Below are 14,032 nucleotides of genomic sequence, written 5' to 3'. Positions count from 1 at the left end.
CTTGTTCTCTTTGTCAAGAACTTTTTTCTGACCTTTATCGCCGGCTTGCCTTAGCAGCGTTTGTTATCTTACTAAACCTGCTAACTTTTGTCAACTGGTTTTGCTCGATTTTTTTATCGCCTAAACGCTCGAGCTGTTGTGCCCTGTGTCCTGACGACAGTTATTAATACTAGCAACTATTTCTCTTTTTGGCAAGTACTTTTTGCTAATTTTTTTGTAGCATTTTTAAAAACCGCATGTTCGTAATGATTTTTCCTGTAACTCTTGCAAATATTACATTGTTGCTTTAACAATTTAAACTTTTTCTGCTTTGTTAACGAAAATTAACCTTTTTCACATATCTTTGTTAAAGCGAACGTTCTATAATACATCTTAATAACTGTAAGGGAGAATATTATATCTTGAAACGTAAATTTATCGCTTTGGCTGCAGCATTAGTTATCGGTGCTTCTGCGTCAACTGCTCTTTCTGCTACTTCGGTTAGTGCGACACCCACAACTAACAGTCAAACCGAAATGTACAATTTTGTTAGGAATACTTTTAAAAAGCATCATGTTCGTGGCATCGTGACTGTGGTAAAAGATGGTGTGCCACAAACAATTAGTTATGGCTATGCTTGGTACGGCAAGCGCATCGGTAATGGCAGTAAAAATGTTACCTATCCGTCCGCTTCATTACAAAAAGTAGTCACTGCCGCCATGATTGTTCAACTAATTAATGAAACCAAAAATACGGATCAATCTTTTACCCAAAACACAAAGATTTCACGTTGGTATCCTAATTTAAAAAATGCTAGCAATATTACAGTTGGCAATCTAATGTCACATACTTCTGGTATTACGGCTACGCAAACCGAAATTGATCGGGGGGTTGTTTATTCCGAAGCAGACTCAATTGACTGGGTTGTTAAAAATATCAACGCTTCTAAAGCAGATAGTGTAGGTAATTATCATTACAATAATAGTAACTACATTTTACTTGCTGGCATCATTCGCCAAGTTACCGGAAAGTCTTATGAAGATAACTTTGAAAGTCGCATTGTTAAAAAGCTTAACTTGCAAAGAACATACCTTTACCAAGGCATCCCTAAGGGAATAACAGATCCTATTTCTTACTATTCAAATGGCGGCAAGAACTACCAGCAGTCTAGTTACGTTAAAGCCAGCCTTGCCTCCCAAATTCCTGGCGCCGGTAACTTATTTACCACAACAGACGAATATTACAAAATACAGGTTGGCTTAAGTGACGGTAGTATCCTAAGTAAGGATGATTTTTACTACTTAACTCACTTGAAGAGTAAGGCCACAGATTACTGTGGCGGAATGTATTTAAGAAATAAAGAAACTCTCAAATCTGCTTATGGTAGTTTCTATGGACTCCACTTTGGTACTTGGGTTCAACTAACAACCGATAATCAAAACGGCATTGTCATGTTTTTAAATCAGACTAATGATGTTGAAAACGACGAAAAAGATGTAGGCTATGAAATCCTTCAGCACATCAAGCCTAATACATTTGTTTCAAGATAAATTATCTATTTAAAAAAGCTTCTTTAATCATAAAGAAGCTTTTTTCTTATTCTTCAAATAGTAGTTCATACATTTTGGCTTCAAGTGGATGTTTAAGTAGCAAATTCATCCCAACCGCAGCCTTTTTCTTTGGACCTAATTGCTCTTCTTTAACGGTCTCTTTTTGAATTTCCGCTTGGCCAAGATAGAAAAATTGTTTACCAATTGCATCACTTTTCTTAACAAATAGGTGAAGCTTCATTTCGGGTGTATTCAATAATCTTTGGACTTCATCAGAATCTATATGACGTGGCGATCGTGTGTACCATCTTAAGCAACGACCGTCTTCTAGAGTATTGTTGTACACAGCATTCCGCTTTTTTGATGAGTCCTTTTTATAAGTAATAAAAATCGGCGTTTCATCTTTATCAACACGATAACCGTACATTGGTGCAGAAACATCCTTCGGCCAATTAAGCAGCCTACAAGCATCTTTTCGATCATATTGCTCGTAAAGCGTGAATTGCTTTTGGTTATCATACTTTTGGTTAAGCGCCAAACCAGTTTTAACAACATCGGTAAACAATTGCTTAAACTGCTGGTTATGATTAAGTGCTTCCTCTACTTGCGGCGCTAGTTGATAAGTGAACAAATCTGGTCGTTCAATAAGTGCTTGATCGCCATATTGCTCTTTCTTGGTAGTCTTTCCTTGCTTAATATCAAAGAAATTCAACGTCAAAATATCATCAACTGAGTTTAAAACAGCAGAATTAACATACGCGCTATAATCGCGCAGCACCTGCTCGTACTCAGTTTGGCTGACTGACTTGGCTGTCAATAATTGTTTGAGCAGTAGCAGTTCATGCGGTCTTTTTCCATTCAGCAGTTCTTTCGTTAAAAACGATAAAACGGCACTCTCATATTCAGTCAACTTTATCGGCTCACCCATTTTAGCTAAAAACTCACCGTAATGAGCCAAAGCGTGGTTATTAGCAAAAACTTCAGGCGAAGTCGAGCCATAACGATAAAAATCATATAAAAGCGGTGGTCTACCCGTTTTTTCTTTTAGCTCAATATAAGACTGACGCAGTTCCTTTATGCTATCGAGCTTTATTCGGTCGAGCGATGCCAATATCTTGCTGGAAGCAACTTGCGTAAAGTTAATTGTTGAAACATCAATAAATCCAGGCAAAGTACTCTCTTCGCGTACACGGTCAATGTCTCTACTGTCGTCTTGATTCAAAGAAATCGGAATCAGGTAATTATTTTTATAGTTACCAATAAAATCAATGACGGTTACATAGTCTTTTCCAGGATACTTACGCAGACCTCGGCCAAGCTGCTGAATAAACACAATGCTTGATTGCGTATTACGCAACATCACAATCTGATTCAGTGCCGGGATGTCGATTCCTTCGTTAAAGAGATCAACTGTAATAATATATTCAATTTTTCCCTCTTCGAGTTGGCGCACGACTTGCAGTCTTCTTTTTTCACTATCTTCATTAGTCAGCGCAATTGCTGGATGTCCTTTAGCTGAAAAAATTTCTGCTAGCTCGCGCGCTTCTTCTTGTCTACTGCAAAAAACCAATCCCTTAGCTTGATCACCACAGTAGCCATAATAACCAATTTGCTTTAAGATGTAGTCCACTCGTTTTGGTGCTAATAAACGGCGGAGATTGGCCGTTTCATCAATGCTTTCGCCATCGACTTCGTAATCCTCAACCCCAACATAATGAAACGGTGCAAGCATTTTTTCTTCTAATGCCCCACGCAAGCGAATTTCATAGGCTAAATTGTAATCGAACAACTGATATACATCCTGATTATCCATACGCTCAGGGGTTGCAGTCATTCCCAGCCAAAACTTAGGCGTGAATTTATCAAAAACACGTTGGTAACTCGGTGCAGCCGCTCTATGTGCTTCGTCAATTAAAATGTAATCAAATTCAGTTGTCTGCAAATTATCCAGTACTTCAGGTTGGCTCAACGTTTGAACTGTTGCAAAAGTATATTGGCAATTTAAATCATGCTTATGGCCTGTCAATAACCCATAATTTTTTCGATCACCGCCAATAACCTGGTAAAAGCTATCTAGTGCCTTTTTAGCAATTTGCTCACGGTGTACCACATACAAAAATTTATGTGGCTTAAAATTACGCGCAGCAAAAGCACCCAAATAAGTTTTACCTGTTCCAGTCGCTGAAACAATTAACCCTTTATTTTTACCCTCTTCAACTAAACCATCTAATTCCTGTAACGCAGCCTTTTGCATTTGATTTGGTTCAATTGGTTGACTAGCAGCTACTTTTTGGGATTTTCTTGACTGATATTGAGCAGGTTTTACCCAATTATCTTCATAATTTTTCAGCCATTCCAGTGATAGTGGCTGACTCTCTTGACTTAACCTTTTCAGTTCAGTTGCAAGCTGCTCCGCTAATGCAGCATTTTTCTTGGAGCTGACTTTTAACGCCCATTCATAATTACTGAGTAATGCCGCACGAGTAAAGTTTGCACTACCAATGACAACTGTTTGCCAATTTTCATGCTGGAAAAGGTAGCCTTTGGCATGAAAACCCCGTGGAGAAGCGATTTTTATCGTTAAATTTTCAATTTTTAAGAGTTCATGGAAAACTTTTGGATCGTTGAAGGCAAGATAATCACCCGTAATTAAGGTACCCGAGACACCCTTTTTAGCTAAATCAGCCATTACTACTTTGAATGGCACAAGCATATCTTGCGTAATAAATGCAACTGCCCACGTAAAGCCTTGGCAGCTCAAAAGTTCTTGCCTAATAGTTAACCAGATATTAGAATCTTTCGTATTCTGCAAAAGCTGGGGATTGAGTAGTTCATGCCCCGGATACGTTTGATCATATAAGCCATTAAGAATCGCATCTTGCAACGGTTTATTCATCTAATTTCCTCAAAACCTTCTATATGTAATAAATAAAAAGAAAAAGAAATCCAAATTCATGGATTTCTTTTAATCTATGTTTTACAAATCAATATCTAGCAAAATTGGACAATGATCGGCACGTGCGCCAGTATCCATCATCTCTGAACGCTTTACCTTGTCAGCAATTCTGTTACTTGTAATCCAGTAGTCTATTCTCCAGCCAGAATTATTGGCTTTGGCAGTTCTAATTCTTTGAGCCCACCATGAATAAACACCTTCAACATTACCATTAATTTCTCTAAAAGTATCAGTGAAGCCAGCATTAAGCAATTTAGTAAAGCCTGCACGCTCTTCATCGGTAAAGCCAGCAGAATGATGGTTATTATCTGGATGCTTCAAATCAATTTCTTCATGCGCACAATTATAGTCGCCACTTGCCAAAACTGGTTTTTTATCATCTAAAGTTTTTAGGTATTCAGTATATTTTTCGTCCCAAATTTGACGCTCTTGTAATCTTTTCAGACCATTACCAGAGTTTGGTGTATAAACTTGGGTAACAAAATACTCTGGAAACTCTAATGTAATAATGCGACCTTCTTGGTCCATTGGCTCTGGAGCACCAATTTCTGGAAAAGTCACTTCGGGCTTAAGTTCCTTTTTGTATAGATACATTGTTCCGGCATAGCCTTTACGTGCTGGCTCTTCTGAAGAACGCCACACTATTTCATATTCAGGAAATTCCGTTGCTAAAACTTCTAAGTGCTTTTTAGTTGGACCAGTTGCACGCAATTTAGTTTCTTGAATTGCAATAATGTCTGCATCCTGATCATGTATTTTTGCCAAAACTTTGCGTGTTTCCTCAGCTCTTGAAGAGGTCCCCGTTAAAGCGGCATTCAATGAATCAATATTCCATGAAATTAAGATCATTTTTTTCTCCTTTTAAAACCGTCTTCTACATTATATAGTTTTTTATGACTGGCACAAAGATTCATTGAAAAATTTACCTAATATTATTAATAGTTGCACTATTTACATAAAAGAAAAATTGTTACCAATTTCACGACTTTTAGAAAAACTTATTTAAATGAGTATTCTAGCTTAATTAGTTGGTACTCAATAAATGTAAGCGCTTATTGAAAAATCAACTTTTTTCGAAAATTATCTTTTTCACATTTTTATATTTTTAATTCAGTTAGCACAAGTGTATAATAGCACAAGAGAAAGTAATAACGATTTTTGGAGGTTAGATTTTATGACTAAAATTTATGCTTATGCGATTCGTAAAGACGAAGAGCCTTATGTTCGCGAGTGGAGCGACGCTCACAGAGATGTTGATGTTGAATACACTGATCAACTTTTAACACCTGAAACTGCTGAATTAGCTAAGGGTGCTGATGGTGTTGTTACTTACCAACAATTAGACTACAAAGCTGACACAATTGAAGCTTTAGACAGACTTGGTATTCGTAACTGGTCAATCCGTAACGTTGGTATCGACAACATTGACTTAAAGAAGGCTAAGGAACTTGGCTTTAAATTAACTAATGTTCCTGTATACTCACCAGATGCTATTGCTGAACATGCAGCTATTCAAGCAGCTAGAGTTTTACGTCAAGATAAAGCTATGGACGAAAAGCTTGCTAAGCATGATTTACGTTGGGCTCCTACAATTGGTCGTGAAGTTCGTGACCAAACTGTTGGTGTTGTTGGTACTGGACATATTGGTCAAGTATTCATGAAAATTATGGAAGGCTTTGGCGCAAAAGTTATTGCCTACGATATTTTCCAAAACCCTATTCTTAAGAAGAAGGGCTACTATGTAGATACTTTAGATGAACTTTACGCTCAATCTGATGTAATTTCACTTCACGTACCTGATGTTCCTGAAAACATCCACATGATTAACGACGAATCAATCAAGAAGATGAAAGATGACGTTGTTATTGTTAACGTATCACGTGGTCCTCTTGTTGATACTGATGCAGTTATTCGTGGCCTTGATTCAGGTAAGATCTTCGGCTTCGTAATGGATACTTATGAAGGTGAAGTTGGTATTTTTAACGAAGACTTCTCTAATAAAGAATTACCTGACAAGCGTTTAGCTGACTTAATCGCTCGTCCAAACGTTTTGGTAACTCCTCACACAGCATTCTACACAACACACGCTGTTCGTAACATGGTTATCAACTCATTTGACAACAACTTGAAGTTAATCAAGGGTGAAACTCCTGACACTCCAGTTGATTTGGATAAAGAATTTTAATTTCATAAAAACTTATTTCCCTTCTTAAACACATTTAATGATTTGACTTTAATAAAAAGGCACCGATTTTACTTACTCGGTGCCTTTTATTTTGTCTTTCATTATTAAGTAATCTTGCTAAGAGCAGTTAAAAACAGTAAGTACAGTATATAAAATTAAAAAATATTTAATTTTTAATATAAAGAATGGTATTATATTAAAATGATGAATTTATTATCAGTTTTAAAGAAGGTACTTTTAATTATCGGAAAGATTTCTACAATAATTTAGAACAACTTATTCTTCTTCTCCTAATCACTGGATAGGAGCTAGTGAATACCGAAATTTAATTATTAGTTAATGATTTAAAATAAGCAATTACTACTAATACTAGGCAAGGAGAAATTATGATTGTTAGATATTATAATAAATGGAAGCTTGCAGCGCTTGTAGTACTTGGCATAATTGCTAGCACACAAAATATCGTGATGGCTTACGTGTTAGAAACTATGACAAATGCATTAGCGGATAAAAACTTGCATGCGCTTCCTCACATGTTTTTAGTTGCCCTAATTTTATTCTTAATCGTTTTAGTAGCTGAGTTAGGCTACAATTATTTAAAAAATAATGCTGTTCAGGAAGTCAATACCCGTTTGAGAACCAAAATTCTCGCAGGAATGTTAGAAACGTCTAAAGAAGATAATGCTTCAGCTTTAGGTTTTTTAACCAATGATTTTAAATTGTTAGAAACTAACCGATTCAATGCCGAAATTAATATTGCCTTTTATTTTGTGACAGTTGTGATTTCATTAATTTACGCATTATATATTAATACGATTTTGACGATATTTTTCCTAATCGGTTCTGCTCTTCCAATACTAGCTTCAGGTTTATTACAAAAGCCGATACGTAAAGCTTCAAATCAGTGGACCGAAGCTAATAGTAGGTATGTCAGTCAAATAAAAAACATCTTAGCAGGAACCGATTCATTAAAGCTATATCACAAGCAAGCTAATGCTGTTGCTTCAAATTTACCCAAAGTTTCAAAATTAGAAGAAGCTCTGTGTAAGATGAATCTGCTGAGTAATAATATTCAAACAATTGTCGGCTTTGTAGGAATTTATGGTACGTTTGTTATTCCAGCATATTTAGGTGGGTTAATGGTATTACACGGACAAACAACGATGGGTGTCCTATTTGCAATTGTTCAGTTAGCAAATTCGTTTATTAAACCAATTATGCAAATTTTAGAAGAACGCAATCACTTATCAACGACTAAAGATATTGTGAAAAAGGTTAATTATTATTTAGACTTGGCAGATACCAAAGAGTCATCAATCAACTGCACTTTCACTAAACAAGCAAGTTGGCAAAATATTTGTTTAGAAAGGGACAAAAAACAACTTTTCGGTGGACTTAATTTAACTATTAAACCTGGAGAAAAGATAGCAGTTATTGGTCCTTCTGGCAGTGGTAAGTCCACTTTGCTGTATTTTATGATGTCTAATAAATTCGGAACAGCATCAAATATTTTAATTGATAATCAAAAAGTCAAAGCTAATCAAATATCAAATCTATTTGCATATTCCAGTCAATCACCGGTTATTTTTGCTGATACACTTTGGTTCAATTTAACGTTAGGTGAAAAACTACCTGTGGATGAAGTTGAGCAAGTTTGCAAGCAATTAGAGTTAGATACCATGGTAGAAGAGAAAGGCTTTGATTACCAATTAGGGGATAACGCCGACAAGCTATCTGGTGGGCAATTAGCGCGAATTGAATTAGCAAGAGCAATTTTATCAAAACGTCCAATTTTGTTACTTGATGAAATCAACGCTTCGCTTGATCAAGCCACTTCAGCCGCAATTCATCAAATATTATTGGATTCAAATTTAACCTTTGTAGAAGTAATTCATCACTATCAAGTTGCTGATTTAGACAAGTATGACCAGGTAATCAATTTAGCGGATTACCAAGCTAAGTAAACAATAGACAAAATAAAAGGCACCGATTTTACTTACTCGGTGCCTTTTATTTTGTCTTCCTATAATTAAGTAATCTTGCTAATTTTTACTTAGCCGAAGCATTAAGTGCCTGAATTAATGCTCCACGAAAACCTTTTTCTTCTAACTTATTAACGCCTCTGATGGTAGAGCCACCAGGAGTAGTAACCTCATCTTTTAATTCTTCAGGAAGCTTACCACTAGTTAATGCTAATTTAGCAGTCCCTAAGAGCATTTTTTCAATGATTTGGTAGGATTCTGCTCGTTTTACCCCATTTTGAACGGCTGCGTCGCTCAGTGCTTCGATCATTAAATCGACATATGCTGGAGTACAACCTGCGACAGTACCATAAATGCCTAATAAGTCGGCCGGCACAACGTAAACATCACCCATTTGTTCAAACAGATCTTTTACAGTCTTGATTACTTCAGGCTTTTCTCCTGCAGCAAAACTAATTGCTGTAATTCCTTCACCGATTTGAACTGGTGTATTTGGCACAATTTTGACAAAAGAAGAGCCATTAGGTAATTCATGGTTTACCTTTTCTAAATCACCACCACCAGTGGATAAGATAATGCCATGGTATTTTTGACCAAGTTCTGCAAAAATAGTTTCCACTACTGAACCACCCACTGCAACAATGACAGCCTGACATTCTTTAAAGTCTGCATAGTCATTAATTAAATTCAAGTGCAATTCAGCTGCAATTTTTTCGGCTGATGGATGTCCACCACCAAAAACATAAATATCTTGGTTAGCGATATCTCCTTGCAATAAGCCCAAAATAATTGCTTTACCTATTTTACCGGTACCTATGAATCCTATTTTCATTGCTCTTCACCTTAATTGTTAACTTTAGAAGTTTGTTTTATCAGGATCAGTTGCAAGGTCAGCAGCACCATGCAACCCGTCCAAAGTCTTCATATCTTCTTCATCGATTACAAAATCAAAAATATCTACATTTTCTTTTATTCTATCAGTATGAACAGATTTTGGAAGTGGTGCAAACTGATGTTGAAGTGACCAACGTAAGAGTACTTGAGCAGGAGTTTTACCATAATGCTCAGCCACTTCACTAACAGTTTTATTTCCAATTAAGCCGCCTGTTCCTAATGGACTATATGCTTCACTTAAAATGTTAAGTTCATTATTATATGAAGCAACGTCTTCCTGCATATCACTCGGATTTAAGTAGATTTGATTGACAGCTGGACGAATAGAAGCGGTTTTTAGTAATTCATCCATGTGCTCACGTCTAAAGTTTGAAACCCCAATCGCACGAAGCTTTCCTGCCTTGTACTGATCTTCCATTGCGAGCCAACTCTCTGCGTTTAATTCTGCCCAATGATCACGCACTGCTTTTGGATTTGGCCAGTGAATTAAGTACAGATCAAGATAATCTAACCCTAGTTTTTCTAAACTTTCGTCAATTGCTTGAATTGTTTCCTGATAGCCATGCTTATCATTCCACAATTTAGTTGTAACAAATAAATCATAACGGTTAATACCACTTTCCTTAATGCCCTTACCAACACTCTCCTCGTTGCCGTAAGCAGCAGCAGTATCAATCAAACGGTACCCCGCATTAATTGCATCAATAACGGAGTTTTTGGCAACATCGCCATCTGGCGTTTGCCAAGTTCCGAAACCTATAGTAGGCATCTTAGCTCCGTTATTTAAAAAATATCTATCATTTAAAGAACTAATTTTGACAGTCATTATTTTCACCTCTGTTATATTATATCGAATAATATATATGCTGCCACATCAAATTTGACAAATTGCTAATTAATTCTTTCAAAGTCATTTTTTAACAGTTTCACGAATTCGGGATATGTTTTCACTTCACACAAAGGATGTAAATTCATGTTATTTTTTCGCCCGCGATGGTTATACCAGACACTGCTAAAACCATAGTTTTCTGCACCTAAAATGTCTGATTGTAAACCATCTCCAAAAAATACTGTTTCTTCAGGACCATATTCCGCCCGGTCAAAAAAGTAATCAAAAATTCGAGCATCAGGTTTTGAATAACCTGCTTCTTCAGAAGTAATAATCAAATTAAAATAGTTCTTAATTCCAGCTAGCTCTAAGCGATGGCGTTGCATATAGACTTCACCATTACTTAAAATGGTCAACTCGTACCCACTCTTTTTGGCAAAGCGAAGCGTATCTTCTACACCAGGTAGCAACTTATAAGCTTGACCGAAGTATGAACGATATTCATCCATAACGGCAAGTCCATCAACATTTATATGATAGTTTTCTTTGATAAAATTATGAAAAACCATTTCGCTCAATTGATCATATGTTAATGCACCAGTTTCAAGTTGGCGCCATAAGCTTTGATTATATGAGTGATAACGGCGCTGCAAGTCCTCTGTTAGTGGCCAGTGATGCGCGTTAAAAAGGCGATGGAGCGCGAAATTCTCCGTATCCGCGAAATCGATTAGTGTGTCATCTACATCAAAAATAATTTGTCTAAAACGCAAGTATTTTTCATCCTTTCCAATTATTTCCCGGGAAATAAATACTGCTACGGAAAAATATTATACCAGTAAATTACTCATAAAAAACATAATTATCTTTTTGTTAAATTTAGGTAAAACTCATTTTAAGTAAATGCGCTTGAGGTATAATTGCTTACCAAAATAAATCAGGAGGAAATACTAGTATGCTTACTTTATTACTAATTTTTGCATTGATCTGGGCACTGGCTAAACTAGGTGTTGGGATAATTAAAATTTTATTATTTATACTGGCATGCGGTTTAATCTTCATTTTCTTTATTCATTTACTAATTCCTTTTGCTATTTTGGGAGGAATGCTTCTCCTGCTCTTCACAGCAATTGGTCGTTAACTCTTTTTTATTAGTCTTTTTGAAGCACAATAAGCTTTTTTAGTTTATTGTGCTTTTTCTATACGCTGATTGCTATATGATTTTTTTGAAAATCTTTTTCTCCTACTGCCGCCTTAAATCATCTTTTTTTGTTCGGATTTGACTGCTGCATATCCGCTGGTAAATACAAGATATTGTGTTATAGTCTTTTTAGACACCATACATGATGTGTATGTGAAACAAAATGTTATTTTATGAGGAGATATTTTGTATATGAAAAATGCAAGAATAAGCTTGGATCAGGCTTATATTGATCAAGTGAAACAAAATGTTTCGCCTCACTGGGGAGAACTTGGCTGGGTCACGTACAAGCGGACTTATGCACGCTGGCTTCCTGAATATAATCGCGCTGAAGAATGGGACGAAACAGTTAAACGTGTTGTGGAGGGCAACATTAACCTTGATCCACGCTTAACTGATTCGCCTTCTGAAGATGTGGTTGAGGAACTGACAGACGAGGCTAAGCGCTTATTCAAGCTTATTTATGGCCTTGCTTCTACTCCGTCAGGACGGAATTTGTGGGTTTCTGGGACTGATTACCAAAGACGTAATGGTGATTCCTTAAACAATTGCTGGTTTATTGCTATCAAACCACAGAAATATGGTGATAGTCATATCGTGCCTGACTATTTGGACAAAAATCAAGAAGCTCTTTCAATGCCATTTTCTTTCGTCTTTGACCAATTGATGAAAGGTGGCGGCGTTGGCTTTTCCGTCGTTCAAGACAATATCCAAAAAATTCCCTCAGTTGACAATAAAATCGATTTAACGATTGTAATCGATAAGGCTAGTGCTTCTTATGACGACTCCGTTAAGCTTGGAGCAACTGATAAAAGTGAGTGGGTAAAGCAAAATCAAAATTCGGATGACTATATCTATTACGATTTACCTGACACCCGTGAAGGTTGGGTTTTAGCTAATGCTCGTTTAATTGATATGCACTTTAAGGAGACCAATCCTGAAAATAAACAGAAGTTGGTTTTAGACATCAGTGGTATTCGTCCTTACGGTGCAAAAATTCACGGTTTTGGTGGTACTGCTTCTGGCCCAATGCCATTGGTCGAAATGCTGTTTGAGATTAACGACATTATCAATAATCGTGTTGGTACAAAAATCACCTCAGTTGATGGTACAGACATTTGCAACTTAATCGGGAAAACTGTTGTTGCAGGAAATGTTAGACGGTCTGCTGAATTAGCATTAGGCTCTAACGATGATCAAGATTTCATCACAATGAAGCAAGATAAAGATAAGCTATATCATCACCGTTGGGCTTCAAACAATAGCGTTGCGATTGACGCTAAATTCGATGGATACGAACCAATTGCCGCTGGTATTAGAGAAAACGGTGAACCTGGTGTTGTTAACTTAGACTTGTCACGTAATTACGGCCGTATTATTGATGGTTATCAAGAAGGCATTGATGGTGAAGTTGAAGGAACAAACCCATGTGGTGAGATTTCACTAGCCAACGGTGAGCCATGTAACTTATTTGAAGTTTTTCCTTACATTGCTGAAGAACAAGGTTGGGACTTAAAAGAGGTCTTCAAACTGGCTACCCGTTATACCAAGCGTGTAACTTTTAGTGAATACGACTGGGAAGTTTCCCGCAACATCATCTACAAGAACAGACGAATCGGTGTTTCAATGTCAGGTATCCAAGATTGGCTCTTAAATGATTTAGGTCATCGGGTTGTTACCGGCTTTGAAGACAGTATCGACGAAGAGACAGGCGCAAAAATTAAAAAGCCAATTTATGATCCTAAGGGAATCAAAATGGTCGAAGAAGCATATCAAGCAGTAATTGATGCCGATCAAGACTACAGTAAGGCTTTAAATTGCAATCCTTCTATCAAACACACCACTGTTAAACCATCTGGTACTGTTGCTAAACTTGCAGGTGCTTCTGAAGGTATGCACTTCCACTACGCTGGCTACCTAATTCAAAGAATCAGATTCCAAGCCTCAGATCCTTTACTCAAAGCCCTTGATGCTTGTGGTTACTACTCAGAACCAGATATCTATTCACCAAATACTATTTGTGTAGAATTTCCATTAAGAGCAGCTCATGCAGACAGCAAAAACTTTGCTTCTGCAGGTACTGTTTCAATTGAAGAACAGTTTGCAACTCAAGCATTTTTACAAACCTACTGGTCCGATAATGCGGTTAGTTGTACTGTCACTTTCCAAAGCAATGAAGGTGACAAGATCACCTCTTTATTTAAGCAATATCGTAACGTCATCAAGTCAACGTCTCTTCTTCCTTACTATGGTGGATCTTTGGAGCAAGCGCCAAAAGAACCAATTGATAAGAAAACATACGAAGAGCGCAAAGCCAAAATATCTGGCGATGTTGCTACTGTCTTTGCTGAACAACATGATGATCAAAAAGACATCGAGCTAGTTGATCAAACCGATTGTGAATCGGGCGCTTGTCCAGTTAAATAATCTAAATTTATGTATTAAAAATAGGAGTTTTA

10 protein-coding genes are annotated in these 14,032 nt (G+C 36.8%); 5 read left to right on the top strand and 5 right to left on the bottom strand.

All coding sequences use genetic code 11. The features are described from left to right. The first annotated feature begins 401 nt into the window (after positions 1-401). Positions 402-1,529 (top strand): serine hydrolase, encoded by a 1,128-nt coding sequence (locus tag H3T48_RS02555; protein ID WP_232349842.1) that lies wholly within the window; start codon positions 402-404, stop codon positions 1,527-1,529. A gap of 46 nt (positions 1,530-1,575) precedes the next feature. Here H3T48_RS02555 and H3T48_RS02550 read toward each other — a convergent pair whose 3' ends face one another. Both H3T48_RS02550 and H3T48_RS02545 read right to left on the bottom strand, forming a co-directional pair. After that, on the bottom strand, positions 1,576-4,425 hold the full coding sequence (locus tag H3T48_RS02550; protein WP_198188288.1) for a DUF3427 domain-containing protein: 2,850 nt from the start codon (positions 4,423-4,425) through the stop codon (positions 1,576-1,578). Between the two features lie 81 nt (positions 4,426-4,506). Next, entirely contained in the window at positions 4,507-5,334 is an 828-nt protein-coding gene (locus H3T48_RS02545) for an exodeoxyribonuclease III (protein WP_074426427.1), read from the bottom strand. A 325-nt stretch (positions 5,335-5,659) separates the two neighbouring features. Here H3T48_RS02545 and H3T48_RS02540 point away from each other — a divergent pair, with 325 nt between their 5' ends. Both H3T48_RS02540 and H3T48_RS02535 read left to right on the top strand, forming a co-directional pair. After that, positions 5,660-6,670: a D-2-hydroxyacid dehydrogenase gene (locus tag H3T48_RS02540; protein WP_074426426.1), complete on the top strand. Its 1,011-nt coding sequence runs from the start codon at positions 5,660-5,662 to the stop codon at positions 6,668-6,670. 386 nt (positions 6,671-7,056) lie between these two features. Beyond that, a complete protein-coding gene (locus H3T48_RS02535; RefSeq protein ID WP_198188287.1) occupies positions 7,057-8,634 on the top strand; it encodes an ABC transporter ATP-binding protein in 1,578 nt (525 codons plus the stop codon). A gap of 85 nt (positions 8,635-8,719) precedes the next feature. On the opposite strand, the gene proC is transcribed toward H3T48_RS02535, so the two are convergent. From proC to H3T48_RS02520, 3 genes are all read right to left on the bottom strand, one after another. After that, entirely contained in the window at positions 8,720-9,484 is a 765-nt protein-coding gene (gene proC / locus H3T48_RS02530; protein WP_198188286.1) for a pyrroline-5-carboxylate reductase, read from the bottom strand. A gap of 24 nt (positions 9,485-9,508) precedes the next feature. Beyond that, positions 9,509-10,372, bottom strand: a complete 864-nt coding sequence (locus tag H3T48_RS02525) for an aldo/keto reductase (protein ID WP_198188285.1) — start codon at positions 10,370-10,372, stop codon at positions 9,509-9,511. A 65-nt stretch (positions 10,373-10,437) separates the two neighbouring features. Beyond that, positions 10,438-11,145: a YjjG family noncanonical pyrimidine nucleotidase gene (locus H3T48_RS02520; protein ID WP_198188284.1), complete on the bottom strand. Its 708-nt coding sequence runs from the start codon at positions 11,143-11,145 to the stop codon at positions 10,438-10,440. A 182-nt stretch (positions 11,146-11,327) separates the two neighbouring features. Here H3T48_RS02520 and H3T48_RS02515 point away from each other — a divergent pair, with 182 nt between their 5' ends. Both H3T48_RS02515 and nrdJ read left to right on the top strand, forming a co-directional pair. Next, entirely contained in the window at positions 11,328-11,513 is a 186-nt protein-coding gene (locus H3T48_RS02515) for a hypothetical protein (RefSeq protein ID WP_198188277.1), read from the top strand. A 252-nt stretch (positions 11,514-11,765) separates the two neighbouring features. Then, a complete protein-coding gene (gene nrdJ, locus H3T48_RS02510; protein WP_198188274.1) occupies positions 11,766-14,000 on the top strand; it encodes a ribonucleoside-triphosphate reductase, adenosylcobalamin-dependent in 2,235 nt (744 codons plus the stop codon). The last annotated feature ends 32 nt before the right edge of the window (positions 14,001-14,032 follow it).

Source organism: Lactobacillus sp. M0403 (genome assembly GCF_016101265.1).
GTDB classification, from domain to species: domain Bacteria; phylum Bacillota; class Bacilli; order Lactobacillales; family Lactobacillaceae; genus Lactobacillus; species Lactobacillus apis.
The sequence above is the reverse complement of the archived record's forward strand: the minus strand, read 5'-3'. Positions and strand labels throughout refer to the sequence as shown.